Below are 25,004 nucleotides of genomic sequence, written 5' to 3'. Positions count from 1 at the left end.
AATTACTGAATCAGGTTTTTCATTTCATTTCTATACACTGAAGCACTTTTACTTGTAAATTCTTTAAATAATTTATTAAAATGTGAGAAATTATTAAATCCACATTCATAACAAACATCAGTAATACTCATGGTACTTTCTGCTAATAATTTTGTAGCGTGTACTACTCTATATTCATTGACTAATTTTGTGAATGTTTTCCCAGTAGATTTTTTAAAATACCTACAAAAAGCTGGTACTGTCATACTTACCAAATTTGCTATATCATCTAAACTAATATGTTCTTGAAAATGCTGATTTATATATTTATAAATTACTTCTATTTTATCACTGTCTTGTGGTAACGTTTCAAAAGCAAAACCATTTGCGTTTAACAACGTATAATCTTCTGTTAGGGCAAGTTCTTTTAAGATTTCTAAAAAAGAAATAATTCTATTAGCTCCTTCCAAATCAACAAGTTCTTCAATTTTTGGACCTACTCTTTTTTTTATATCTATATTAAAACGAATTCCTTTTTTTGCTCTTTCAAAAAGTGTTTTAACTGCTACCATTTCTGGGATATCAAAAAAAACATCACCTAAAAAATTAGGTTTAAATTGAATTAATGTTTCAGATCCATTATTAGTTAACCTGTCCATATACCCAACATGCGGAAGATTAGAACCTATTAATACTAATTGACTATTATTAAAATAACTTACATGATTGCCAATATGCCTCTTTCCTTTTCCTTTATTAACATATACCAATTCCATTTCTGGATGAAAATGCCATAAAGGAGTATTTGTTTTTAAAAACTCGACATGTTTTTTCACTAAAATTGAGCTATTAAAACTTGGAGTAATCTTTTCTAATGTAGGTTTTTTCTGTTTCATCCTTTATACAAAAATACAACACTAAAATAATGAAAAAGTATTTAGAATTACCATTAATGTGTTCTATTTTAACTTTACATTAATTTAACATAAGTTTTTGGGTTAATTTAGCGTATATATATGCCAATTCTGTTGATATCAAAATCAAAAACCTGTTATAAATTTGCAGTATAAATCTTTAAAAAGTTTATATCATGAAAACAATAGAAAGAAAAATTTTAGTAGTAGTATTTATGTTAGGAACATTATTTAACTACGCAAACGACAAGAATGATTTTATTTACACAGCTAGCTCAAAAAAAGTAAAGGTTGTATTTAAAAATGTAAAAAAAGGACACACATTAACTATAAAAGACGAAAGTGGGTTCACACTTCATACAGAGAATGTAATTGCACAAGGAAATTTAACTAAATTCTTTGACTTTTCTTCTTTAAAAGATGGTAACTACAAGATAGAGTTAAACAAAGATTTTGAAATCTTAATAAAGCCTTTTAAGGTGAATTCGAATCAGGTAAATTTTTATAAAAATTTAGAAGAGTCTATTTTAAAACCAGTAATACGAAATGAAAAAAACCTGGTGATGATTTCTAAAATATCTTTTGATAAAACCCCTCTTAAAGTTATTTTATATTATAAAGACGCTATAATTTATAATGAAACTTTAACTAATGATAAAATAATCAATAGAGTTTATAAACTAGATGAAAAAGAAAAAGGGAATTATAGTTTAGTTATTTTAAATAATAATAGAAGCTATGTTAAAAACTTTAAAATCTAGAAAAAAGAAAAAGTAACGTTAATTATTTCATATTTATTTTAGTTAGAAAAAGCAAGTCAAGTTTGACTTGCTTTTTTGCATATATATTGTTTTTTTTTTACGAAAATTTTGGCTTTCTCTTTTCTAAAAAAGCAGATGTCCCTTCTTTAAAATCTTGTGTAGAAAAACAATTTCCAAACTCATTAATTTCAGTTTCAAAACCATTAATTCCGTCCTTAAAATTATCATTAATTGCTTTTATTGCTGCTGATATGGCAACTGAAGAGTTACGCATAATTCTACTCGCTATTTTTTCTGCTAGCGGCAGTAATTCTTCGGGGGAAACTACATGGTTTACCAAACCATACTCTTTTGCATCTTCAGCAGAAATCATATTGGCAGACATAATCATTTCCATAGCTCTTCCTTTCCCTATTAATTGAGGTAATCGCTGTGTGCCACCATACCCTGGTATTACACCTAAAGAAACTTCTGGTAAGCCCATTTTTGCATTTTCTGATGCTATTCTAAAATGACAAGACATCGCTAATTCTAAACCTCCGCCTAAAGCAAAACCATTAATGGCAGCAATTATTGGTGTTGATAAATTTTCTACAAAATCAAATAACATTTCTTGTCCATTTTTTGCTAACCTTCCTCCTTCTTCAGCAGAAAAATGTGCAAATTCAGAAATATCTGCTCCGGCAACAAAAGCTTTATCTCCACTACCCGTTAACACAATAACTTTTACAGATGTGTCATCTTCTAAAGCTTCAAAAACTGTATTTAATTCTTCTATAGTAACTTTATTTAATGCGTTTAATTTTTTAGGTCTATTGATCGTTATTGTTGCTAATCCGTTTTCAATAGTAACAAGTAAATTTTCGAAATTCATGATATTTTTATTTTAAGACCTTTCGACTTTGCTCAAGGTGACTGATTAAAATTAAGTTTTAGGTAGCATCACAGTAAAAACAGTTCCAATTCCTTCTTTTGAAGTAAAAGAAATTGTTCCGTCATAAGCTTCAATTATATTTTTTATCATTGGTAAACCAAGTCCCATTCCACTTGATTTAGTGGTGAACTTAGGTTCAAAAATCAAGTCTTTTACTTCTTCAGAAATCCCTTTTCCGTTATCAGAAACTATAATTTTTACATTGTTTTTTTCTGATTTCACTTTTACTTCAATGATGGGTTTTTCTTCTTTTTCTGATGCTTGTAATGCATTTTTAATCAAATTTGTAACGATTCTAATCAGCTGTGTTTTGTCTAGATTAGCATATAATTCATTTTCTAAAGGCACGTAAGAAACTCCTTCTTCATTAAAAATATCTAAAGCCAATTTTACAACTGAAATCACCTCAATTTTTTCACGTTTTTGAGTTGGCATTTTAGCAAAATCTGAAAATGCTGATGCAATGGAACTCATCACGTCTATTTGCTGAATTAATGTCTGACTATATTCTGTTAATTTCTCTTTTATTTTTGGATCTTCTGGGTCAAATTTTCTTTCAAAACTTTGGACAGATAATCGCATGGGCGTTAACGGATTTTTAATCTCGTGCGCTACTTGTTTTGCCATTTCTCTCCATGCTTGTTCACGCTCACTTTTTGCCAATTTCACTGCACTTTCTTGCAAATCATCTATCATGCTATTATAGGCATCTACCAAATTATTTATTTCTGAACTTGCTGCATCTAAAGTGATCTTTTCATTACGTTTATTTAAACGTGTTTGCTGCATTTTATCAGATACTTTTTTAATTGATCTTGTAATATAACTAGATAAAAAATACGCAAATGCAATAGCTATAACAAACATTAATAAATACACCAAACCAAGGCGATACATAAACTCTCTTAGCTCTCTTTCTTGCTCCGAATTATCTTGTGAAAACTCAAGTTCTAAAATTCCAATTCTCTTAAATTTTGGGTCATTTATATAGGCGTATGAAGATTGATAGCTTATTTCTTTTTTGTTATCAATTTTTAAAATTCTATGGTTAGAATTATTGGCTAATTCTGCAATTACTTCTTTTGATAATGGTATTTGTTCAACTTTTTCGAAAGCGGCTGGTATAGATGATTTTAAAAGCTTTCCATTCATATCATAAATAGTGATATTTAACTTATGAATAGAAGAGATTTCATAAATACGCTCTTGAAAAATTTTAGGTAAATTTTTAGTATTTACTGGATAGGATGTCTTCGTTTTCAGCTCTAAATCTATACTTTGATTTGTAGCTTGTTCTTTACGTCCAAATCGATGAATATTATATTCTTTTGTTTGCTCATCATATTGATAAATAGTCACGCCCAGAATTAACACTGACGCTAATAAAATTAGCAAAATCATTGCTAAAAATATCCTAATTCTAAGAGATATATTACTGATTTTAAACAAATTAATTTGTGTTTTTTATTCGCTTCGTTTTCATAATTAAAAGATCATCAAATGCGCCATCTTCGTCCCAATCATATTTGCTTTTCCCTAGAAAACCTTCTGGTGTTTTTGTAATATGATAGCTTACTTTTACTTCTCTACCTCCGTAAACATATTCAATAAATAATGAATCATTTACTGTTTTCCATGTGCCTTTAGATTCACCAAATTTCACTTTATCAGGTTTTATAAACCATGCAGAAAAAGTTCCGTCTGCATTATAATTAGACTGCGCAATTTGCTGTGGATTAGCATCAAATTTATCTTCATAAACCGATAATGAATCTGTATTATTTACCGTTGGCATTTCTATTTTTAAGTAGGTAGTTTCCCAAGAATTTATCATAAAATCTTGTAATGGTTTTTCTTGTTTACAACTAACAAAAAGTATTCCTAAAATTGATAAAAACAAAAAAGTTTTAGTTTTCATTTTTTATAATAGTTTAGAATGACAAGATAGGTAAATAATATTATTTTTGAATGTATAGAAAATACACTACTTCACAACAATTACTTCTTTAATATTGGTTGTAAATTTTGGAGATAATCTTTCTTGACGCATTTTCCAAGTCCTTTTTAAATCTTGATTTCCTAACTTAATTTTATCTGACTTAAATTTATGATTCAACTTATCAATTGCCGACATTAATGGTTTATGTTTTGGGTTTTCGTGAGAAAATAAATCTAACTGAAAATTATCATTCGGCACTAAACCAGTAACCAAAACACCTGCACGTTTGTATTTTATTCCACTTTTAAAAATTGTGGCAACAGCTTTGACAGCAGCTTCGCTAATCAATAAAGTAGAATCTGTTGGATATGGAAAAACAACTGTTTTACTAACTCTATGTTGTTCTAATTCTTTTTTATGACGATTGCTAGAAAGTTGTACAATAACCATATGACAACTTGATTGTTGCTTTCTCAATTTCTCTGCACAACTTGCTGCAAACGTAGAAATTCGTTCTTTAATATTGTCAATATCTGCATACGTATATTCAAAGCTTCTTGTAGTTGCAATCATCTTTTTAGATGTAATTTCTTCTAACGGAATTTTAGAAATTCCTTTCAACTCTTTTTGAAGTTTCCACTCAACAATGGAAAAGTTTTTACGTACCCAATCTTCTGACAGCTGTGTAAAGTCAAATCCGTTTTTACACCCTTTCGCGCGTAATTTTTTAGATAAACGACGTCCAATTCCCCAAACATCTTCAATCTTTATCCATTTTAACGCTTTTATGCGTTTTTCTTCAGAATCAATTAGATAAACCCCATTTGTTTCTTTAGGGAACTTTCTCGCTACTTTATTGGCAATTTTACTCAATGCTTTAGTAGGTGCAACACCAACACAAGTCGGAATTCCTGTCCATTTTAGAATCCGTTTCCTAATGGTATTTCCGTATTCATTAAAATCGTATTTATCAAAGCCTTTAAACTGCAAAAAAGCTTCATCTATAGAATATACTTCAATATCTGGAGAAAATTGCGCTAAAATTTTCATAATACGTTCGCTCATATCGCCGTATAAAGGATAATTAGAAGATAAAATTGTAATATTATTTTCTTTGCAAAACTGTTCCCATTTAAAAATAGGAGCACCAAAAGGAAGTTTAATTTCCTTTGCTTCATCACTCATAGAAATTACACAACCATCATTATTGCTAAGAATAGCCATTGGTTTTTTTTGCAAGGCAGGGTTAAAAACCCGCTCGCAAGAAGCATAAAAGTTATTACAATCTACAAGAGCAAACATGTCTATAAAAGTACCAAAAAATGATTTTTGAAACTATACTTTTAAAATAATTATTTCCCAAAGTTGATGATTACTCGTGTAATTTTTAAGTAATTTAAACCCCATAGACTTGTGGGCGTTAGAAGAACGAAGGTTTTTGGTGTCTACTTCTGTAATTATGGAATCAAATTTATTTTTGAATTCAGATTGCATTGTTGTGTATAAGCCTCTAAATACTCCTTTTCCTCTAGCTTCTTTAGCAATACAAACTTGACCCATAGCAATATAATTATCATTGATATTCTGATTTCTAATTTCAGTATCAATTTCTTTAAAAATGGGTATTAATAAAGGAATTTCATCTTTAAATTCTTTTAACATAGATAATGCAAAACCAATAATTTTACCTTCTTTTTTAGCTACAAAATGAGGACAAGCGTCATTCATTTTTTTAAGAATTTCAAAATCGTGTTGTAAGGTTACAAAACCTTCATGTAGTTTTTCATCATCTGACAGGTTAATACCTAAATTTCTTTTTTGAAGCGCTAATATATCTTCTAAATCTTCGTCATTTTTTACTCTGTGATAGCGAATCATAATCAATGAAAATATTCCACTAATTTAGGAAACCTATTTTGTATTTTTGTAATGATGAAATCTCTTTCTAAAAAAAATAAAGAAAAATTAAATGCGCGCTTATCTAATAACGCTTTACGGACGCTTAAAGAGCAATCTGAACTCGTTGATTTTTCATCAAATGATTATTTAGGCTTTGCAAAATCGGAAACCATTTTCGATAACACTCATCAATTTTTAATCGATCAAAATATTAAAGTTAACGGCGCTACCGGAAGCAGGTTGCTATCAGGGAATCATTCTCTATATCAAGATGTAGAAAACATGCTTTCTGAATGTCATCAATCAGAATCAGCTATTATTTTTAATTCTGGTTACGATGCAAATTTGGGGTTTTTCTCAACAATCCCACAACGAGGAGATATTATTTTATATGATGAATTTATACACGCTTCTATTCGTGACGGCATTCAATTAAGTAATGCAAAAGCATATAAATTTAAACATAATGATGTTACAAATTTAGAAAAACGAGTATTGTCAGTTCGAGCGCAGTCGAGAACTAAGGAATCCGAAATTTATATTGTAACTGAAGCTGTTTTTTCTATGGATGGCGATTCTCCTGATTTAAAAAAAATAGCCGAATTAAGCACTAAAAACAATGCTTTTTTAATTGTTGACGAAGCGCATTCTGTAGGTGTTTTTAATGAAGGCTTAGTTCAAAAAATGAACATAGAAAATGATGTTTTTGCCAGAATAATTACTTTTGGAAAAGCTTTTGGATGTCATGGCGCGGCTATTTTAGGAAGTGAAGATTTAAAAACATATTTAGTAAATTTTGCACGTAGTTTTATTTACACAACAGGGCTTTCGCCTCATAGTTTAGCAACTATTAAGATGAGTTATAATGAGTTGAAGTCTTCTAAGTCTCATCAACAAAAATTACAAGAAAATATCCATCATTTTATAGCTGAAATAAAACGTCTGCAATTAAGTTTTATACCGAGTTGTTCTGCAATTCACTGCTGTGTAATTTCTGGAAATGAAAAAGTAAAATCAATTTCAGAAAATTTACAAAAAAGTGGATTTGACGTGAAATCAATTTTATCACCAACGGTTCCTAAAAATCGAGAACGCTTACGTTTTTGTTTACATAGCTACAATTCAAAAAAAGAAATAACTAAAGTTTTAGAGTTGTTCAATACTTTTGCCAAAACATGAAAAAACAAAAAATATATTTCATCACCGGAATTTCTACTGAAGTAGGTAAAACCGTCGCTTCTGCTATTATAACAGAAGCTTTAGAAGCCGATTATTGGAAGCCTGTACAAGCGGGAGAATTAGAGTTTTGCGATACCAAAAAAGTTAAAAGTTTAATCTCAAATTCTAAATCCGTTTTTCATAAAAATAGGTATGCGCTAGAAACTCCTATAAGTCCGCATGCAGCAGCTGAAATTGATAAAATCACAATTGATTTAAATGAAATTACAGCGCCTAAAACTAGTAACAATTTAGTAATTGAAGGAGCTGGCGGATTGCTAGTTCCGCTAAACGATACTGATACAATTTTAGATATTATTCAACCTGAATATCATGTAGTTGTGGTTTCACGTCATTATTTAGGAAGTATAAATCACACCTTATTAACCGTAAATTTATTAAAAGAAAGAGGTTTTAATGTCTCCATTATTTTCTCTGGAAGCGAACATAAAACAACAGAAGGCATTATCAAAAAAATGACAAACATTCCAATTATTGGACGCATAGATGAAGAACCTTATTTTGATAAAAATGTGATAAAAGAATACGCAGAATTGTTTAAAGAAAAGTTATGAGTTTACAAGAAAGAGACAAAAAACATCTGTGGCATCCATTAAAACAGCATCAAACGCATCCAAATAGTTTAGGTATTGTAAAAGCAAAAGGATGCATTTTAACCGATGAAAAAGGCAACGAATATATAGATGCCATTTCTTCTTGGTACACCTGCATGTTTGGTCATTGTAATGAATTTATTACGAGTTGTGTTTACAAACAAATGCAAACATTAGATCAAATAATGTTTAGTGACTTTACGCATGAACCTGCCGTAAAATTATCAGAAGAATTAATTAAAATTTTGCCAGAAAATCAGAATCGAATTTTCTTTAACGATAATGGATCAACCGCAGTTGAAGCCGGTATTAAAATGGCATTGCAATACTATTTTAATAAAGGGGAAAAACGAAATACTTTTATTGCTTTAGAAAACGGATTTCATGGTGATACTTTTGGTGCTATGTCTGTTTCTGGATTGTCTGTTTACAATGGCCCATTCGAAGATTTTCTGATGGATATTGAACGAATTCCTGTTCCAAATGGAACAAATAACAAAGAAATAATACATCAACTAGAAAAAATAATTGCAGAAAATAATATCGCAGGATTTATTTATGAGCCTTTAGTACAAGGTGCCGCAGGGATGCAAATTCATAAAGCAGACGATTTAAATGAAATCCTAAAATTCTGTTCAGAAAATAAAATTTTAACTATTGCAGATGAGGTAATGACTGGCTTTGGTAAAACAGGAAATCATTTTGCATCCAACGAAATAGCTACCAAACCCGACATTATTTGTTTAAGCAAAGCATTAACAGCAGGCTTGATTCCTATGGCAATTACCTCATGTACAGAAGAAATTTATAGTCGGTTTTTGAGTAATGACATGGCAAAAGGTTTTTTTCATTGTCATACGTATTCTGCAAATCCAATTGCTTGTAGCGCAGCTATAGCAGCCATTGAATTATTACAAACTGATGAAATTCAAAAAAACATTAAACAGATTTCAAACGCACATAAAGCATTTGAAGCACGTATAAAAAATCATTCTAAAGTAAACGCAACACGATCTAAAGGCGTTATTCTTGCTATCGATTTGAATACAAATTCTAGCCGTTACGGTACATTACGCGATCAGTTATTACAGTTTTTTATGGATAGAGGTGTTTTTCTAAGACCGTTGGGAAATACAATTTACATTCAGCCACCTTATATAATTACAGACTTAGAACTGCAAAAAGTATATAAAACTATTGAAGCAGCTTTAGAAATAGTGTAGTTTTGCAATCTATTTATGAAGCAACCAATTTCTATAACAGCTATTGCATCACTTTCTGCGTTAGGAAGTAATCAAACTCAAATTTGGAATAATTATCTAAACGATAATCATTTTCTAACAGAAAAGAAGTTTGATCATTTTTCAGCTTTAGTAGCCCAACTTTCTAAAGAAGATAAAAAAGAAATAGAGCTATTAAAGAATACTGATTCTAAGTACAAAAATTTAGATGATACGGTTCTTTTTGCAATATATGTTTCTAGGAAAGCAATTGAACAAACGGACTGGAAAGAAGATGATAATTTTGGAGTAAACTTTGGATCTTCGAGAGGAGCAACAACGCTTTTTGAAAATTATTACAAAGAATTTTTAGACACAAAAAAATCTTCAACGTTAAGTTCGCCAACAACAACATTGGGAAATATTTCATCTTGGGTAGCCCATGATTTACAAACTAACGGTCCTGAAATTTCACATTCTATTACTTGTTCCACAGCTTTACATTCCTTGCTAAATGGCGTTGCTTGGATTAATTCAGGAATGTCCGACAAGTTTTTAGTTGGCGGAAGCGAAGCAGCTTTAACCGATTTTACAATCGCGCAGATGCAAGCGTTAAAAGTGTATGCAAACCGTCATTCTGAACTTGTTTCAGAATCTCATCAAAATAAAATAGATTTCTCGACTACGTTCGAAATGACAAAGCAGTTTTATCCATGTAAAGCTTTTGATCTAACGAAGAAAAAAAATACGATGGTTTTAGGTGAAGGCGCTTCAGCTATTTGCTTAGAAAAAGGTATCTCTAAGAATGCAATCGCGCAGATTTCGGGAATTGGTTTTGCTACAGAAGTGTTAAAACATAATACGTCTATTTCTACAAATGCAATTTGTTTTCAGAAATCTATGAAAATGGCTTTAGGAGATATTTCTTTAGATGAAATTGATGTTATTGTAATGCACGCACCAGGAACTATAAAAGGAGATCAATCGGAAATTAACGCGATAAAAAATTTTTTTTGTAACAAAATTCCTTTTCTAACTACTAATAAATGGAAACTCGGACATACTTTTGGGGCGTCAGGTTTGCTAAGTCTAGAATTAGGAATCTTAATGTTGCAATATCAAAAAGTAATACCTGTCCCTTTTGCTGAAGAGCAAGTCAAACCAAAATCCGTTAAAAAAATATTGGTTAATGCCGTTGGTTTTGGCGGAAATGCAGTTTCTATTTTATTGACAAAATAATTCGTAAATTACAATTCATAATCCTTATTTTTGACACCAAATTAACTCAATATTTATGAGCGAAGTAAGACATAATTGGACCAAAGAAGAAATTCTAGAAATATATAATAAACCGATGATGGAATTGCTGTATGAGGCAGCAACAATTCACAGAAAACAACACGACCCTAATGTGGTTCAAGTTTCAACGTTATTATCTATTAAAACTGGTGGATGCTCAGAAGATTGTGGATATTGCCCGCAAGCAGCACGTTATCATACTGGTGTAGAAGGGAATGATTTAATGACTGTGAATCAAGTAAAAGCACAGGCATTACGAGCAAAAGAAAGTGGAAGTTCTCGTGTTTGTATGGGTGCTGCTTGGAGAAATGTAAAAGATGGACCAGAATTCGATCAAGTTTTAGATATGGTTAGAAGTATCAACAAATTAGATATGGAAGTTTGTTGTACGCTTGGAATGGTTACCGAAAATCAAGCACAACGATTAGCCGAAGCCGGTTTGTATGCATACAATCATAATTTAGATTCGTCTGAAGAATATTATAAAGAAGTAATTTCTACGCGTGGGTATCAAGATCGATTAGATACGATTGATAACGTTCGTAAAACAAATGTTACTGTTTGTTCTGGTGGAATTATTGGAATGGGAGAATCTGCTGAAGATAGAGCTGGAATGTTGGTGGCATTATCAACGTTGAATCCACAGCCAGAATCTACACCAATTAATGCTTTAGTTGCTGTTGAAGGAACGCCTTTAGAAGATGAAAAACCTGTTGAAATTTGGGATATGATTCGTATGGTTGCAACAACTAGAATTGTATTACCGGAAACTCAAGTTCGATTATCAGCAGGAAGAACACAAATGAGCAGAGAAGGACAAGCAATGTGTTTCTTTGCTGGTGCAAATTCAATTTTTGCAGGCGATAAATTATTGACTACACCTAATCCTGATGTAAATGAAGACATGAAAATGTTTAAACTTTTAGGGTTACATCCTCAAAAACCATTTACAAAAAAGGTGCAACCTCAAACTGTTGAAGCAGAAGATTCTCAATTTCAATCTTTAGGAGAAAAGCCTAAATGGACAAGACCAGATCATAAAATTGATAGAAATGAAGCTGCAAAATTGAAAGGGAAAAAAATTACCGTGTAAGTTTTATTTTACTTTTTAGACTATAAAAATCATCAATAAAATTATTGATGATTTTCTGTTTTTACAACAATTGATACTAAAATGGAAAAATAAACAAGCAATTTTACGAACAAATAAATAGTATATTCTTTAAAAACAGGTGTTTCCCCTATAAAGTTCAAGTGCTTTATTTTTTCTTTTTAATGAGAAATAATGTAACTTGCTTTTAAAGTTCCCCAATTTATGAAAGCATGCCCAACTTGTGGCTCAAAAGAAAGAGAAAGACGTAAGCGTAAATTTATACTTAAATTTATTCCTATGTCTAAAGCATATATATGCGAAAAATGCCTTGCAAGATATCTTTATATCAAGCCATTTAACCTTTCTATAAATATTAAAAAATCAATAAAGTAGTTCTTATTACTAATTGAATAGTCTAAAAATATCATTTCCGTTTGCGAAAACCAATAATATAATTAATAAAATAAAACCAGTTACTTGCGCATATTCAAGGAATTTATCACTCGGTTTTTTCCCTGTAATCATTTCCCATAAAGTAAACATTACATGTCCACCATCTAAAGCAGGTATTGGTAATAAGTTCATAAAACCTAACATAATTGATAAGAACGCTGTAATGTTCCAAAAAGATTGGGCACTCCATTCTGATGGGAAAATACTTCCAATAGAAATAAAACCACCTAAACCTTTATAAGCTCCCGTACTTGGGTTAAAAATTTTCTTTAATTGTTTAATATAACTAGTTAATGTAGTCCATGCTTTTTTAGTTCCAGCTGGAATAGCTTCTGTAAAAGAATAGTTAATATCTTCTAATTTGTAATACCCTAATTTTTCTAAATCTTTGTTTGTAGTGCCTGCAAAACCAACACCAATATTTCCATAATCAGAAACTTTAACAGAAACTTCTTTAATTTCATTACCTCGTTTAATAGTTAAAGAAATATCTTGACCTTTATATTTTGCCAATTCTTCTTTAGCTAAATCATAATAAGGTAGGTTTTTACCGTTTATTGCAGTAATAATATCTTTCGGATTTATATCGGCATTACTATTTAAAGAATCTTTTTCTAGATTTCTAATAACAAAAGGGTATCTCGGAAATAAAAATCCACCTGCATCTTTACCTCTATCAACTAATTTAGAAATAAAATCAATCGGAATTTCTTTATCTAAAACTTGACCATTTCTCTCTATTTGATAGTTGTTTCCATTAATAAATTCAATAGGTAAATCTCTAAATTTTTTAATTGTTTGTCCATCAATGGTTAAAATTTTATCTCCAGTTTCTAAACCTAAATCAACAGCTAGTTGATCTTGTACCCAAACACCATCTTTTACATTTTCATTTGGTAAATATTGTTCACCATACGCCCACATTAAACAGATATAAATTAAGATACCTAAAACAAAATTTACAAATACTCCACCTAGCATAATAATTAAACGTTGCCATGCTGGTTTAGATCTAAATTCCCAAGGTTTAGGTTCTTCTTTTAATTGCTCGGTATCCATACTTTCATCAATCATTCCAGCAATTTTTACATAACCACCTAACGGAATCCAACCAATACCATAGACAGTTTCGCCTATTTTTTTCTTGAATAATGAGAATTTATAATCAAAAAATAAATAGAATTTCTCTACTTTGGTTTTAAATATTTTTGCGGGTATAAAATGTCCTAATTCGTGTAGTACAATTAATAAAGAAAGGCTTAAAATAAATTGCGACGCCTTAATTAATATTTCCATCTGCTGTAATTCAATTTTTAGATAGCCACAAATGTACGTTTTTAAAAAGAGTTGTAAAAGCCCTAAAATCAATGAATTTTTGTTTTAACAAAGTTTTTTGATAAGTATTAACTCGCTTTAGTTTTACAGTGATTTTTTAAGTATTAAATTTGCAGAAGATGTTTACAAAATGAATCTACAGTTTTTAAAAAAATCTAAATTCACCATCCTTTTTTTTGTGGTTTTCTCAGCCATTGTAATTCCAGTTTTTTATAATTTATTAAAGGTTGATAAAAAGTTACCTCGTTTAAATCCGATTGATATCAACCCACGTTTAGTGGATATTTCGGTTAGAAATAAAAAGAAGAATCATACCATTGCAGATTTTAAATTAATCAATCAAAACGGAGAGTTTGTCACTAATAATACATTTAAAGACAAAATTTATATCGCTGATTTCTTTTTCACTCGTTGCCAATCTATATGTATCATGATGGCTTATAATATGAGTGAGTTACAAGATTATTATAAAAATGATGATGATATTATGTTTTTATCACACTCGGTTACACCAAAAATTGATAGCGTTTCTATACTTAAAAAATATGCTATTGAAAAAGGTGTTAATGATGCTAAATGGCATGTTACTACGGGAGATAAAAAGCAGATTTATGCCTTAGCTAGGAAAAGCTATTTTGCAGCTTTGGATGAAGGAAATGGTGATGAAAACGATTTCATTCATACAGAAAACTTTGTTTTGATTGATAAAGAACGAAGAATTGTAGGGTTGTACGATGGAACAAAACAAAAAGACATGAAAAAAATCATGGACGACATTGCATTATTAAAAGAAGAGTATAGCAGAAAATAACTTGTTTAGAATCATTCTAAATTCATATCTTTGTACTTCATTTATAATTCCTGCATTTTCAGGGATTTTTTTATAAAAAACAATAATTGAATACAATTGCTTCTTTAGAAATTGGTGAAACTGGAATTATTACTGAAGTTGCTTTAGATAATATTCCGTTAAAATTACTAGAAATGGGTTGTTTACCTGGAGCAGAAGTTACACTAATTCAAATTGCTCCCTTAAAAGATCCATTATATATCTGTGTAAATGGAAGTCATTTAGCAATTAGAGAAGAAACCGCTGCAAAAATTTCAATTATTAAAGAATAATGGCTACAAAAAAAAACATAAAAGTAGCTTTAATAGGAAATCCAAATACTGGAAAAACATCACTTTTTAATCAACTTACAGGATTACATCAAAAAGTAGGAAACTATCCTGGTGTTACAGTTGATAAAAAAGAAGGAACTTCTAAACTTTCCGATCAACAATCTGCAACAATTACAGATTTACCAGGAACGTATAGTATTAATCCAACATCGTTGGATGAAAGTATTGTTTTAAAAACTTTGTTAGAAAAGAAGGATGCCGATTCTCCTGATGTAATTGTAGTAGTAGCAGAACCTCAAAACTTAAAAAGAAATCTCTTACTATTTTCTCAAATAAAAGATTTAGCCATTCCAACATTATTGGTGATTAACATGGCAGATCAAATGGAACGTAAAGGTATTTTTATTGATATTAAACAGCTAGAAAAAGAAATAAAATCTGATATCGTTTTAGTTAGCGCGAGAAAAAATGAAGGCTTTAAAAACTTAAAAAAAGCGATTGTTACTTGTTTTGTAGCTTCAAAAACGGCACCCATGTGTGCGGTAAACACTAAAATTGATGCTGATTATTTTGCCGAGTTAAAAAAGGTAAGTCCAAATTATACCTTGTATGAATTGTGGCTAATGATAACTCAAAATAATTTTCCATCAAGCGTTACGAAAGAAGAAAAAGAACAATTATTAGCGTTTAAAGAAGATATTTTTAAGCTAAAAAAGTATCAACATAAAGAAACCATTTATCGCTATCAACGAATAAATGAAATCCTTAAAAAAACGTATAAAATTGATGCGAAAAAAGCAACAGGAACGAGAGCAAAATTAGATAAAATTTTTACCCATAAAATATTTGGATATGTAATTTTCTTCGGAATTTTATTATTGATTTTTCAATCTATTTTTGAGTGGGCTAGTGTTCCGATGGATTTTATAGATACGCAATTTGCAAAATTATCACAATTTGTAAAAAACAATCTATCACAAGGAATTCTTACAGATTTATTAACAGATGGAATCATTCCAGGTATTGGAGGAGTTATTATTTTTATACCACAAATCGCCATTCTATTTTTATTTATTGCCATTTTAGAAGAAACAGGTTATATGAGTAGAGTTGTCTTTTTAATGGATAAAATAATGCGTCGTTTTGGGATGAATGGGAAAAGCGTAATTCCACTAATTTCTGGTACAGCATGTGCCATACCAGCAATTATGGCAACTAGAACAATATCTAGTTGGAAAGAGCGCTTAATTACCATCTTAGTAACGCCATTTACAACATGTTCTGCAAGATTACCTGTATATGCAATTTTAATAGCATTGGTAATTCCACAGAAAACAATTGGAGGTGTTTTTGGCTATCAAGGATTAACTTTATTAGCACTATACATTTTAGGTTTTGCTACTGCGATACTAGCGGCATTTATTTTACAAAAAACATTGAAAATAAATACCAAATCGTTTTTTGTAATTGAAATGCCAGACTATAAAATTCCTTCAATAAAAAATGTACTTTTTTCGGTACTAGAAAAAACCAAATCGTTTGTTTTTGATGCGGGTAAAATCATCTTAGCAATTTCAATTGTATTGTGGTTTTTGGCTTCTCATGGACCAAATTCCTTTGATGAAGTTGAAAAAAATGTGATAGAAAATAGCGAAAACTCATTGTTAACTTCAAAAGAAGTTCAACAAAAAATTGCTTCTAAAAAATTAGAAAATTCCTATATCGGTATTATGGGGAAAACCATAGAACCTGTTGTAAAACCATTAGGGTACGATTGGAAAATTGGGATTGGTTTACTTGCATCTTTTGCTGCAAGAGAAGTTTTTATTGGAACGCTAGCAACTATTTATAGTGTTGAAGCTGACGAGGAAAATACAACAACCATTAAGCAAAAAATGGCAGCAGAAATAAATCCAGATACTGGTAAAAAACGGTTCAATTTTGCAACCGGAATGTCCTTACTAATTTTCTATGCATTTGCTATGCAATGTATGGCAACTTTAGCCATTGTTAAGCGCGAAACAAAAAGTTGGAAATGGCCACTTATTCAATTATTTGGAATGGGAGCTTTAGCCTATATTTCCTCACTTATCATTTATCAAATACTAAGTTAATGCAAGAAATAGTTACTTATATTTTAGTTGTTTTAGCAGTTGTTTTTCTTGTGAAGAAGTTTTTATTACCAACAAAAAAAGATAAAAATTGTAGTACAGACTGTGGATGTTAACATAAAACTTAACAAAATATTAATAGTCTTGTTAGTAAGGAAATTTATTTTTGAAGACTGATTAAACCGAAATTTAATATAAAAATATACTAAAAATGAAAAAATCAATCTTATCAATTGCAGTTATTGCAATGACACTTATCTTTTCTTTAGATACAGTTGCTCAAAAATTCCCAAATTTAGACAAAAGCCCTATGGATGCAGCATCGTTTCCAAGTAGCTATAGAGTTTCTAATAAACTAGTAAAAGTAGTGTACAGTCGACCGCAATTAAAAGGAAGAAGTATTTCTAAATTAGCCCCAGAAGGAAAAGTTTGGAGAACGGGTGCAAACGAAGCAGCGGAAATTACTTTTTATAAAGATGTAACCTTTGGAGGGAAAGAAGTAAAAGCAGGAACGTATACTCTATTTACAATTCCAAATAAAGAAAATTGGACTGTTATTTTAAGTACAGCTTCTAACGTTTGGGGTTCTTATTTTTATAAAGAATCGGAAGATGTTGTAAGAGTAAGTGCAGAGGTTTCCACTTCAGAAAAAACTTTAGAGGAGTTTGGTATTGCTTTTGAAGGTGAAGATAACAACGCAACTATGTATTTAGGATGGGGGAAGGTATTAGTATCTCTTCCTTTAAAAGGATAAAAAACTTTTTTTGAAAGAGTTAAAAACCGCAAACAAAGTTTGCGGTTTTTTTATGCTTTCTACTTCCAAACAATAAACGTAAATTTGCAGCTTCATAAAGAAACGCAATGCAATACAATCATCAAGAGATAGAAAAGAAATGGCAACAATTTTGGGCTAAAAACCAAACTTTTAAAGCCAGTAATGAAAGTGAAAAACCTAAATATTATGTGTTAGATATGTTTCCTTATCCAAGTGGAGCAGGGCTGCATGTTGGACATCCGTTAGGATATATTGCGTCCGATATTTATGCGCGTTATAAACGCCATAAAGGCTTTAATGTGTTGCATCCACAAGGCTATGATTCGTTTGGATTACCAGCAGAACAGTATGCTATTCAAACAGGACAGCATCCTGCAAAAACTACCGAAGAAAACATAAAAACCTATAGAAGACAATTAGATCAAATAGGTTTTTCTTTTGATTGGAGTAAAGAAGTAAGAACTTCAAGTCCAGAATATTACAAATGGACTCAGTGGATTTTTATTCAGCTTTTTAACTCTTGGTATAATAAAGATTCAGACAAAGCAGAAGATGTTGCTACATTGATTAAAATCTTTAAAAAAGAAGGAAATGCAACTGTAAATGCTGTTTGCGATGAAGACATAAAACCTTTTTCTTCGGATGAATGGAAAGCGTTTTCAAAAACAGAACAAGAAGAAATTTTATTACAATATCGACTAACGTTTTTATCAGATACCGAAGTAAATTGGTGTCCTGCTTTAGGAACTGTTTTAGCAAATGACGAAATTATAAACGGAGTTTCAGAAAGAGGAGGTCATCCTGTAGTCAGAAAAAAAATGACACAATGGTCTATGCGAATTTCTGCATATGCACAACGTTTATTGGATGGTTTAAATACAATTGATTGGCCGCAACCTTTAAAAGATTCGCAAACAAATTGGATTGGAAGAAGTCAAGGTGCAATGGTGACCTTTAAAGTTGAAGGACTTCCTTCTAAAGAGAATTCAGAAGTAAAATTATCTTATAAAGAGCTCGAAGCTTTAAAAGAATTACGTTTAAACTCTTCCAAAGCAGAAAACACACTTTGGGGAGAATTAAAAAATAAAAAAGGTGCTTCAAAATTCAGAAAAAAATACACAATTGGTGCTTTTTTGGTTGATTACGTGTGTTTAGCAAAGAGTTTAATTGTTGAATTTTCGGGAAAAGAAGATGAAGATGCAAGAACTGAATATTTCAATAATGAAGGTTTTAACGTTATTCGTTTTACGAACGATGAAATAATTAAAAATGTTGAAAAAGTAGTTTCTGAAATTAATTTTGCAATTCAATTTCCAAAAATTGAAAAAAAGAAAACTAAGAAGGATGTCATTTCGAGCGCAGTCGAGAAATCTCATAATATAGATGTATTTACTACACGTCCAGATACAATTTTCGGAGTTTCATTTATGACACTTGCTCCAGAACACGAATTAGTTTCAAAAATTACAACCGACGCTCAAAAAGTAGAAGTTGAAGCTTATATAAAAGCAACAGCAAAACGTTCTGAACGTGATAGAATGGCAGATGTAAAAACTATTTCAGGTGCTTTTACAGGTGCGTATGCATTGCATCCGTTTACGGGAAAAAAAGTACCGATTTGGATCGGAGATTACGTTCTAGCAAATTACGGAACAGGTGCTGTTATGGCGGTTCCATGTGGAGATCAACGTGATTACGATTTCGCAAAACATTTTGGAATCGAAATTCCTAACATTTTTGAAAATGTAGATATTTCTGAAGCCGCTCATGCAGATAAAGAAGGAACCAAAATTGCAAACTCAGATTTTTTAAATGGATTATCGTACAAAAAAGCGATGAAACTTGCCATTTACGAATTAGAAAAGCAAGGTTATGGAGAAGGAAAAATAAACTACCGATTGCGTGATGCTGTTTTTAGCAGACAACGTTATTGGGGAGAACCTTTTCCTGTCTATTATAAAGACGGAATGCCGCAAATGATTGATGCAAAACACTTGCCAATTGTGTTGCCAGAAGTAGAAAAATACTTACCAACCGAAGATGGAAAACCACCTTTAGGAAACGCAACAGAATGGGCTTGGGATTCGCGTGCAAATAAAGTAGTAAGCAACGAAAAACTAAAAAATAAAACCGTCTATCCTTTAGAGTTGAACACTATGCCAGGTTGGGCAGGAAGTTCTTGGTATTTTAACCGATACATGGATGCGAATAACGAAAGTGAGTTTGCAAGCAAAGAAGCATTAGATTATTGGAAAGAAGTTGATTTATATATTGGTGGATCTGAACACGCAACAGGACATTTATTATACGCACGTTTTTGGCAAAAATTCTTGTTTGATAAAGGAATTGTACCTGTTGATGAGTTTGCTAAAAAACTGATTAACCAAGGAATGATTTTGGGGACTTCTGCTTTTGTGAATAGATTAAATATTAAAGGATATTCTGGAGGTCCAATTTTTATTTCTTCTGATTTATTAACATTAGATTCGAAGAGTAAGGAAAAAGATTTAAGCAAGTTTTTATTTAAAATGTTAGATCCTGTTTATCAAATAACAGGAAAAGATAAAATAGACGGAATTTTTTCATTACACACTGATGTTTCATTTGTAAACTCTTCTGATGAATTAGATATTGAAGCTTTTAAAAATTGGAGAGCAGAATTTAATGATGCAGAATTTATAACAGAAGAAGATGGCACTTTTAAAGTTTCTAGAGAAGTAGAAAAAATGTCTAAATCTAAGTACAATGTTGTAAATCCAGATGCTATTTGTGAAGAATATGGAGCTGATGCATTGCGTTTGTTTGAAATGTTTTTAGGGCCTTTAGAGCAAGCTAAACCTTGGAAAACCTCAGGTATTTCTGGAGTTTCATCATTCTTAAAAAAATTATGGAAACTGTATTTTAATGGAGAAGTATTTGAAGTTTCAGAAGATAAAGCTACAAAAGACGAATTAAAAACATTACATAAAACTATTAAAAAAGTAGAAGAAGACATCGAGAATTTCTCTTTTAATACATCTGTTTCTACTTTTATGATTGCAGTAAATGAGTTAACAACTTTAAAATGTAATAAGCGTGAAATTTTAGAGCTTTTATTGGTTTTATTATCGCCATATGCGCCACATATTGCAGAAGAATTATGGAACAAGTTAGGAAATAAAGAAAGTATTTCAACTGCTCAATTTCCAGTTTTTGATGCAAAACATTTGGTAGAAAGTGCTAAAAATTACCCGATTTCTTTTAACGGTAAAATGCGTTTTACCCTAGAACTTCCTTTGGATTTATCTAAAGAAGAAATAGAAAAAACAGTAATGGCACACGAAAAAACAATTGCGCAACTCGCAGGACGAGAACCAAAGAAAATTATTGTTGTCCCAGGTAAAATTGTAAATATAGTGGGTTAGCAGTCACAATCTGCAATAGGTATTATTTTGTTTGTGAGATTAATTTTAGGTTACTAAAAGAATGTGAAAAATGTTTTTTAACTTTAACAATCTTTATTTAAGCATATAACAAAAATAAAATGACTACAAAAACACAACATCGTTTGACTTTTTTTACACCAAAATCTACAGATTCAAACGGTGCTATTTTTATTGATTCCGGTATTTCTGCAGGTTTTCCGTCTCCAGCGGATGATTTTAGAGAAACACGTATTTCTTTAGATGAAGAATTAATAAGTAATAAAGAAGCTACTTTTTTTGCTAAAGTTAGTGGGCAATCTATGATTGGTGCTGGATTAGATGACAATGATTTATTGGTTATCGATAGAAGTTTAGAACCAAAAAACAACAAAATTGCTGTTTGTTTTTTAGATGGCGAGTTTACTGTGAAACGTTTAAGAGTAGAAAAAAATGAAGTTTGGCTACAACCAGAAAACCCTAATTACCCAATTATAAACATTACTGAAGACAACGATTTTGTTATTTGGGGAATTGTAACAAATGTCATTAAAAAAATATAAAATTACTCTTTTTTGATAATTTATTATCGTTTTACGATTATTTTTATATATTTGTCTCATCAAATAAATTATTGTGATGAAAAATATAGCATATCAATTATCAAAAATATTCTTTTGGGGGTTTAGTCTCTTTTCAGGATTTGTATTATTTTTTTCTCTTTTAGTTTTTGGCTTTGGTATTGTAATTAGTTTTATTAAATACAAAAATTTAAATTTTGATGAACCCACTTCTTTTTCTTTATTCATTTCTTGGTTGTTTTTATTATTTATCTACTTAAAAAAGAAGTGAAAGTTCAATCTGAAAATGACTTAACAATATAACTATGAAAACTATAAATACACTTGGATTTTTAATTAATCTTTTATTTTACACCTTAGTGATTTTTGCCTTAATAATAGTATTTTTAATATTTGGGCTTATGTTTTTCGAAAGTTACCTACCTTATAATTTAAGACAATTTAAACAAGTCTTTAATCTTATGAATGATTGGCGTTTTTTTATAATACCAATAACTACATTAATTAATTTCTTTGTTTTTATTTACGCTATATTACTTTTAAAAAAATGTATAATTCCTTTTAAAAACAATTTATTTTTCTCTGAAAGTGTAATAAAAAATCTGAAGGTAGTTGGTTACTTATTTTTTTTTATTGGTATAATTACTATTTTAATAAAGTTCCTTAATGTATTAGCTATGTATGAATCTATTCAAAATGCTATTGCTATATCTTACTTATCATCAATAGATATAGGTATGACATTTCTAATTATTATAGGCTTATTCTTTTTAATTTTTAGTAAATCATTTGAGAATGCTAAAATACTTCAAAAAGAAAATGAATTAACAATATAATATGGCAATCATAGTAAATTTAGATGTAATGCTTGCCAAACGTAAAATGCGAAGTAAAGAATTGGCAGGAATAATTGGCATTACAACAGCAAACTTATCCATCTTAAAATCTGGAAAAGCAAAAGCCATTCGTTTTTCTACTTTAGAGGCAATTTGCAAAGCTTTAGAGTGTCAACCAGCTGATATTTTAGAATATAATAACGATTAATTCAAATTCCGTTTCTCAATAAAAAACCGTTTTAACAATTGCGAACACTCGTTTTCTAAGATTCCTGAAATTACTTTTGTTTTAGGGTGTAAGGTTGTTTTTAGATTTACAAATCCACGTTCAGGTTCTGAAGCACCAAAAACTATTTTACCGATTTGTGTCCAATAACTTGCGCCAGCGCACATTTGGCAAGGCTCTAAAGTAACATACAACGTACATTCTTTTAAATATTTTCCACCTAAAAAGTCTGCAGCAGCAGTAAATGCTTGCATTTCTGCATGAGCAGTCACATCAGTTAACGTTTCCGTAAGATTATGTGCTCTTGCAATAATTTGATCTTTAAAAACGATAATTGCACCAACAGGAACTTCACCTTTATCAAAAGCGGCTTCAGCTTCTTGAAAAGCTTTTTTCATAAAATAAGTATCGTCAAAAGGTTGAATCATGCTAAATATTTAAAAAGTAATATTACAAAATCTTTTTGATGCCTAAAATTGTATTTTTGCAGGATGACAAATAATTTGTTACAACATATCAATAATCCGTCTGATTTAAGAAAATTAAATCCAGAGCAGCTTGTACAGGTTGCAAAAGAGTTACGTGATTTTATTATTGATATTGTTGCAACTAAAGAAGGTCATTTAGGCGCTAGTTTAGGCGTTGTTGAGCTCACAATTGCACTTCATTATTTGTTTGATACACCAAACGATTTATTGGTTTGGGATGTTGGACATCAAGCATACGGACATAAAATATTAACTGATAGAAAAGCAAATTTTCATACCAATCGTCAATTAAACGGAATTTCAGGATTCCCAAAAAGAAGCGAAAGTAAATTTGATACTTTTGGTGTTGGTCATTCTTCTACGTCAATTTCGGCAGCTTTAGGAATGGCAATTGCTTCTAATTTAAAAGGTGATTTAGAAAAACATCATATTGCGGTTATTGGTGATGCTTCAATTGCAAGCGGAATGGCCTTTGAAGCATTGAATCATGCAGGTGTTTCTGATATAAATCTTCTGATTATTTTAAATGATAATGCCATCGGAATTGATCCTGCGGTAGGAGCTTTAAAAGAGTATTTAACAAAAGTAAAATCTGATAAACGATTAGCAGCACAAAATAATATTATAAAAGCTTTGAATTTTGATTATTCAGGTCCAATAGACGGGCATAATTTACCAAAGGTTTTATCAGAATTAGAACGTTTAAAAACGGTAAAAGGACCAAAATTTTTGCATGTTATTACTACGAAAGGAAAAGGGTTAGAGCAAGCTGAAAAAGATCAAGTAACATATCATGCACCAGGTAAATTTGATAAAATTTCTGGAGAGAGAATCAAAAAAGAAGAAAGTAACTATTCGAAATTTCAAGATATTTTTGGAAAAACGATTGTTGAATTAGCAGTAGAAAACAAAAATATAGTAGGTATTACTCCAGCGATGTTAACAGGAAGTTCATTAAAATTTATGATGCAAGAATTTCCTAAAAGAACCTTTGATGTCGGTATTGCCGAACAACACGCCGTTACGTTGGCAGCAGGAATGGCAACACAAGGTTTAGTGCCGTTTTGTAATATTTATTCTACTTTTTTACAACGGGCTTACGATCAGGTTATTCATGATGTTGCCTTGCAAAATTTACCAGTAATTTTCTGTTTAGATAGAGCTGGTTTGGTTGGTGAAGATGGCGCAACACATCACGGTGTTTTTGATTTGGCGTATATACGTTGCATTCCTAATTTGATTGTTTTTGCTCCTAGAAACGAAATTGAATTACGGAACATCATGTACACAGCGCAATTAGGATTAAACAATCCGATTGCAATTCGTTATCCTCGTGGAAGAGGAAATTTAATCGATTGGCAAAAACCTTTTCAAGAAATAGAACTTGGAAAAGGAGTTTGTTTACAAGAAGGAAAAGATATTGCAGTTTTATCTATTGGAACGATTGCAAATAATGTTTCAAAAGCCATCAATAATTTAGAAAATTCATCAGAAATTGGGCATTATGATATGCGTTTTGTAAAACCTTTAGATGAAAATTTATTACACGAAGTTTTTAAGAAATATAAAAACATCATTACCATTGAAGATGGAACGATAAAAGGTGGATTTGGCTCAACTGTTCTTGAGTTTGCTGCAAAAAACAACTATAAGAATAAAATTGAATTGTTAGGTGTTCCTGATGAATTCATCCATCATGGAAAAGTTACAGAATTAGAAGAAATTTGTGGTTTAGATGCAAAATCTATTGCTAAAAAAATTAACCAATATATGTCACCTCGAGCGTAGTCGAGAGGTCTCAGACAA

General features: G+C 30.6%; 25 protein-coding genes. 16 read left to right on the top strand and 9 right to left on the bottom strand.

The genetic code is table 11. The annotated features are described in order from the left end of the window. Nucleotides 1-2: 2 nt before the first annotated feature. Nucleotides 3-875, bottom strand: coding sequence for an AraC family transcriptional regulator (locus tag OD91_RS09105; protein ID WP_144896077.1), 873 nt, complete (start codon nucleotides 873-875; stop codon nucleotides 3-5). 194 nt (nucleotides 876-1,069) lie between these two features. Between OD91_RS09105 and OD91_RS09100 the strand changes: the two genes are divergently transcribed. Continuing rightward, nucleotides 1,070-1,654: a hypothetical protein gene (locus tag OD91_RS09100; protein WP_144896076.1), complete on the top strand. Its 585-nt coding sequence runs from the start codon at nucleotides 1,070-1,072 to the stop codon at nucleotides 1,652-1,654. Nucleotides 1,655-1,751: 97 nt separating this feature from the next. Here OD91_RS09100 and OD91_RS09095 read toward each other — a convergent pair whose 3' ends face one another. From OD91_RS09095 to OD91_RS09075, 5 genes are all read right to left on the bottom strand, one after another. Further along, nucleotides 1,752-2,528 (bottom strand): enoyl-CoA hydratase/isomerase family protein, encoded by a 777-nt coding sequence (locus tag OD91_RS09095; RefSeq protein WP_144896075.1) that lies wholly within the window; start codon nucleotides 2,526-2,528, stop codon nucleotides 1,752-1,754. Nucleotides 2,529-2,579: 51 nt separating this feature from the next. Beyond that, nucleotides 2,580-3,989 (bottom strand): PAS domain-containing sensor histidine kinase, encoded by a 1,410-nt coding sequence (locus OD91_RS09090; protein WP_144896074.1) that lies wholly within the window; start codon nucleotides 3,987-3,989, stop codon nucleotides 2,580-2,582. 49 nt (nucleotides 3,990-4,038) lie between these two features. Beyond that, nucleotides 4,039-4,506, bottom strand: coding sequence for a hypothetical protein (locus tag OD91_RS09085; protein ID WP_144896073.1), 468 nt, complete (start codon nucleotides 4,504-4,506; stop codon nucleotides 4,039-4,041). Nucleotides 4,507-4,572: 66 nt separating this feature from the next. Then, nucleotides 4,573-5,829 (bottom strand): Y-family DNA polymerase, encoded by a 1,257-nt coding sequence (locus tag OD91_RS09080; protein ID WP_144896072.1) that lies wholly within the window; start codon nucleotides 5,827-5,829, stop codon nucleotides 4,573-4,575. Between the two features lie 33 nt (nucleotides 5,830-5,862). Further along, a complete protein-coding gene (locus OD91_RS09075) occupies nucleotides 5,863-6,405 on the bottom strand; it encodes a GNAT family N-acetyltransferase (RefSeq protein ID WP_144896071.1) in 543 nt (180 codons plus the stop codon). 54 nt (nucleotides 6,406-6,459) lie between these two features. On the opposite strand from OD91_RS09075, the gene OD91_RS09070 reads away from it, so the two are divergent. The 5 genes from OD91_RS09070 to bioB are packed head-to-tail and all read left to right on the top strand — an operon-like array spanning nucleotide 6,460 to nucleotide 11,870. Next, nucleotides 6,460-7,605, top strand: a complete 1,146-nt coding sequence (locus OD91_RS09070) for a pyridoxal phosphate-dependent aminotransferase family protein (RefSeq protein WP_144896950.1) — start codon at nucleotides 6,460-6,462, stop codon at nucleotides 7,603-7,605. Then, entirely contained in the window at nucleotides 7,602-8,219 is a 618-nt protein-coding gene (gene bioD, locus OD91_RS09065; protein WP_144896070.1) for a dethiobiotin synthase, read from the top strand. The genes OD91_RS09070 and bioD overlap by 4 nt, the downstream gene beginning before the upstream one ends. Further along, entirely contained in the window at nucleotides 8,216-9,481 is a 1,266-nt protein-coding gene (gene bioA, locus OD91_RS09060; protein ID WP_144896069.1) for an adenosylmethionine--8-amino-7-oxononanoate transaminase, read from the top strand. The genes bioD and bioA overlap by 4 nt, the downstream gene beginning before the upstream one ends. A 15-nt stretch (nucleotides 9,482-9,496) precedes the next feature. Then, entirely contained in the window at nucleotides 9,497-10,717 is a 1,221-nt protein-coding gene (locus tag OD91_RS09055) for a beta-ketoacyl synthase N-terminal-like domain-containing protein (RefSeq protein ID WP_144896068.1), read from the top strand. A gap of 55 nt (nucleotides 10,718-10,772) precedes the next feature. After that, nucleotides 10,773-11,870: a biotin synthase BioB gene (gene bioB / locus OD91_RS09050; protein ID WP_144896067.1), complete on the top strand. Its 1,098-nt coding sequence runs from the start codon at nucleotides 10,773-10,775 to the stop codon at nucleotides 11,868-11,870. Nucleotides 11,871-12,272: 402 nt separating this feature from the next. Here the strand turns inward: bioB and rseP are convergent, their stop codons facing one another. Next, entirely contained in the window at nucleotides 12,273-13,619 is a 1,347-nt protein-coding gene (gene rseP, locus OD91_RS09045) for an RIP metalloprotease RseP (RefSeq protein ID WP_144896066.1), read from the bottom strand. A gap of 169 nt (nucleotides 13,620-13,788) precedes the next feature. Between rseP and OD91_RS09040 the strand changes: the two genes are divergently transcribed. The 7 genes from OD91_RS09040 to OD91_RS09010 all read left to right on the top strand — a co-directional run bounded on the left by OD91_RS09040 (nucleotide 13,789) and on the right by OD91_RS09010 (nucleotide 21,630). Continuing rightward, nucleotides 13,789-14,469 (top strand): SCO family protein, encoded by a 681-nt coding sequence (locus OD91_RS09040; protein ID WP_144896065.1) that lies wholly within the window; start codon nucleotides 13,789-13,791, stop codon nucleotides 14,467-14,469. 86 nt (nucleotides 14,470-14,555) lie between these two features. Further along, entirely contained in the window at nucleotides 14,556-14,780 is a 225-nt protein-coding gene (locus tag OD91_RS09035; protein WP_144896064.1) for a FeoA family protein, read from the top strand. Next, nucleotides 14,780-16,894 carry a ferrous iron transport protein B gene (gene feoB / locus OD91_RS09030; RefSeq protein ID WP_144896063.1) on the top strand — a complete coding sequence of 705 codons (2,115 nt, stop codon included), beginning with the start codon at nucleotides 14,780-14,782 and terminating at the stop codon, nucleotides 16,892-16,894. The genes OD91_RS09035 and feoB overlap by 1 nt, the downstream gene beginning before the upstream one ends. Beyond that, entirely contained in the window at nucleotides 16,894-17,007 is a 114-nt protein-coding gene (locus OD91_RS09025) for a FeoB-associated Cys-rich membrane protein (RefSeq protein ID WP_144896062.1), read from the top strand. The genes feoB and OD91_RS09025 overlap by 1 nt, the downstream gene beginning before the upstream one ends. 95 nt (nucleotides 17,008-17,102) lie before the next feature. Then, the gene (locus tag OD91_RS09020; protein WP_144896061.1) at nucleotides 17,103-17,645 is read left to right on the top strand and encodes a DUF2911 domain-containing protein; all 543 of its coding nucleotides are present in this window, start codon (nucleotides 17,103-17,105) and stop codon (nucleotides 17,643-17,645) included. A 107-nt stretch (nucleotides 17,646-17,752) separates the two neighbouring features. Further along, a complete protein-coding gene (locus tag OD91_RS09015) occupies nucleotides 17,753-21,070 on the top strand; it encodes a class I tRNA ligase family protein (RefSeq protein WP_144896060.1) in 3,318 nt (1,105 codons plus the stop codon). 119 nt (nucleotides 21,071-21,189) lie between these two features. Then, on the top strand, nucleotides 21,190-21,630 hold the full coding sequence (locus tag OD91_RS09010; RefSeq protein WP_144896059.1) for a LexA family transcriptional regulator: 441 nt from the start codon (nucleotides 21,190-21,192) through the stop codon (nucleotides 21,628-21,630). Nucleotides 21,631-21,723: 93 nt separating this feature from the next. Here the strand turns inward: OD91_RS09010 and OD91_RS13515 are convergent, their stop codons facing one another. Further along, complete coding sequence (locus OD91_RS13515) at nucleotides 21,724-21,876, bottom strand: hypothetical protein (protein ID WP_186434431.1); 153 nt, start codon at nucleotides 21,874-21,876, stop codon at nucleotides 21,724-21,726. A 77-nt stretch (nucleotides 21,877-21,953) separates the two neighbouring features. On the opposite strand from OD91_RS13515, the gene OD91_RS09005 reads away from it, so the two are divergent. Then, the gene (locus tag OD91_RS09005; protein WP_144896058.1) at nucleotides 21,954-22,484 is read left to right on the top strand and encodes a DUF2975 domain-containing protein; all 531 of its coding nucleotides are present in this window, start codon (nucleotides 21,954-21,956) and stop codon (nucleotides 22,482-22,484) included. A gap of 1 nt (nucleotide 22,485) precedes the next feature. Then, complete coding sequence (locus OD91_RS09000; RefSeq protein ID WP_144896057.1) at nucleotides 22,486-22,692, top strand: helix-turn-helix transcriptional regulator; 207 nt, start codon at nucleotides 22,486-22,488, stop codon at nucleotides 22,690-22,692. Here the strand turns inward: OD91_RS09000 and OD91_RS08995 are convergent. Beyond that, a complete protein-coding gene (locus tag OD91_RS08995; protein ID WP_144896056.1) occupies nucleotides 22,689-23,138 on the bottom strand; it encodes a nucleoside deaminase in 450 nt (149 codons plus the stop codon). The genes OD91_RS09000 and OD91_RS08995 overlap by 4 nt on opposite strands. Before the next feature lie 63 nt (nucleotides 23,139-23,201). Here OD91_RS08995 and dxs point away from each other — a divergent pair, with 63 nt between their 5' ends. Next, nucleotides 23,202-24,986 (top strand): 1-deoxy-D-xylulose-5-phosphate synthase, encoded by a 1,785-nt coding sequence (dxs, locus tag OD91_RS08990; protein WP_144896055.1) that lies wholly within the window; start codon nucleotides 23,202-23,204, stop codon nucleotides 24,984-24,986. The last annotated feature ends 18 nt before the right edge of the window (nucleotides 24,987-25,004 follow it).

The organism is Lutibacter sp. Hel_I_33_5 (assembly GCF_007827455.1).
In the GTDB taxonomy this organism is placed as follows: domain Bacteria; phylum Bacteroidota; class Bacteroidia; order Flavobacteriales; family Flavobacteriaceae; genus Polaribacter.
Note: the sequence above shows the minus strand (reverse complement) of the source record. Positions and strands in the feature narration are given on the sequence as shown.

What these genes read in the sequence shown, in the direction of transcription:
- OD91_RS09000 (WP_144896057.1), top strand. Translation starts at nt 22,486, where the DNA reads ATGGCAATCATAGTAAATTTAGATGTAATGCTTGCCAAACGTAAAATG.
- OD91_RS09015 (WP_144896060.1), top strand. Translation starts at nt 17,753, where the DNA reads ATGCAATACAATCATCAAGAGATAGAAAAGAAATGGCAACAATTTTGG.
- OD91_RS09005 (WP_144896058.1), top strand. Translation starts at nt 21,954, where the DNA reads ATGAAAACTATAAATACACTTGGATTTTTAATTAATCTTTTATTTTAC.
- rseP (WP_144896066.1), bottom strand. Translation starts at nt 13,619, where the DNA reads ATGGAAATATTAATTAAGGCGTCGCAATTTATTTTAAGCCTTTCTTTA.
- OD91_RS09090 (WP_144896074.1), bottom strand. Translation starts at nt 3,989, where the DNA reads ATGATTTTGCTAATTTTATTAGCGTCAGTGTTAATTCTGGGCGTGACT.
- OD91_RS09070 (WP_144896950.1), top strand. Translation starts at nt 6,460, where the DNA reads ATGAAATCTCTTTCTAAAAAAAATAAAGAAAAATTAAATGCGCGCTTA.
- bioD (WP_144896070.1), top strand. Translation starts at nt 7,602, where the DNA reads ATGAAAAAACAAAAAATATATTTCATCACCGGAATTTCTACTGAAGTA.
- OD91_RS09085 (WP_144896073.1), bottom strand. Translation starts at nt 4,506, where the DNA reads ATGAAAACTAAAACTTTTTTGTTTTTATCAATTTTAGGAATACTTTTT.
- OD91_RS13515 (WP_186434431.1), bottom strand. Translation starts at nt 21,876, where the DNA reads ATGAATAAAGAAAAAGAAGTGGGTTCATCAAAATTTAAATTTTTGTAT.
- OD91_RS09080 (WP_144896072.1), bottom strand. Translation starts at nt 5,829, where the DNA reads ATGTTTGCTCTTGTAGATTGTAATAACTTTTATGCTTCTTGCGAGCGG.
- OD91_RS09095 (WP_144896075.1), bottom strand. Translation starts at nt 2,528, where the DNA reads ATGAATTTCGAAAATTTACTTGTTACTATTGAAAACGGATTAGCAACA.
- OD91_RS09040 (WP_144896065.1), top strand. Translation starts at nt 13,789, where the DNA reads ATGAATCTACAGTTTTTAAAAAAATCTAAATTCACCATCCTTTTTTTT.
- OD91_RS09105 (WP_144896077.1), bottom strand. Translation starts at nt 875, where the DNA reads ATGAAACAGAAAAAACCTACATTAGAAAAGATTACTCCAAGTTTTAAT.
- feoB (WP_144896063.1), top strand. Translation starts at nt 14,780, where the DNA reads ATGGCTACAAAAAAAAACATAAAAGTAGCTTTAATAGGAAATCCAAAT.
- OD91_RS09055 (WP_144896068.1), top strand. Translation starts at nt 9,497, where the DNA reads ATGAAGCAACCAATTTCTATAACAGCTATTGCATCACTTTCTGCGTTA.
- OD91_RS09025 (WP_144896062.1), top strand. Translation starts at nt 16,894, where the DNA reads ATGCAAGAAATAGTTACTTATATTTTAGTTGTTTTAGCAGTTGTTTTT.
- dxs (WP_144896055.1), top strand. Translation starts at nt 23,202, where the DNA reads ATGACAAATAATTTGTTACAACATATCAATAATCCGTCTGATTTAAGA.
- bioA (WP_144896069.1), top strand. Translation starts at nt 8,216, where the DNA reads ATGAGTTTACAAGAAAGAGACAAAAAACATCTGTGGCATCCATTAAAA.
- OD91_RS09100 (WP_144896076.1), top strand. Translation starts at nt 1,070, where the DNA reads ATGAAAACAATAGAAAGAAAAATTTTAGTAGTAGTATTTATGTTAGGA.
- OD91_RS09075 (WP_144896071.1), bottom strand. Translation starts at nt 6,405, where the DNA reads ATGATTCGCTATCACAGAGTAAAAAATGACGAAGATTTAGAAGATATA.
- OD91_RS09020 (WP_144896061.1), top strand. Translation starts at nt 17,103, where the DNA reads ATGAAAAAATCAATCTTATCAATTGCAGTTATTGCAATGACACTTATC.
- OD91_RS09010 (WP_144896059.1), top strand. Translation starts at nt 21,190, where the DNA reads ATGACTACAAAAACACAACATCGTTTGACTTTTTTTACACCAAAATCT.
- OD91_RS08995 (WP_144896056.1), bottom strand. Translation starts at nt 23,138, where the DNA reads ATGATTCAACCTTTTGACGATACTTATTTTATGAAAAAAGCTTTTCAA.
- bioB (WP_144896067.1), top strand. Translation starts at nt 10,773, where the DNA reads ATGAGCGAAGTAAGACATAATTGGACCAAAGAAGAAATTCTAGAAATA.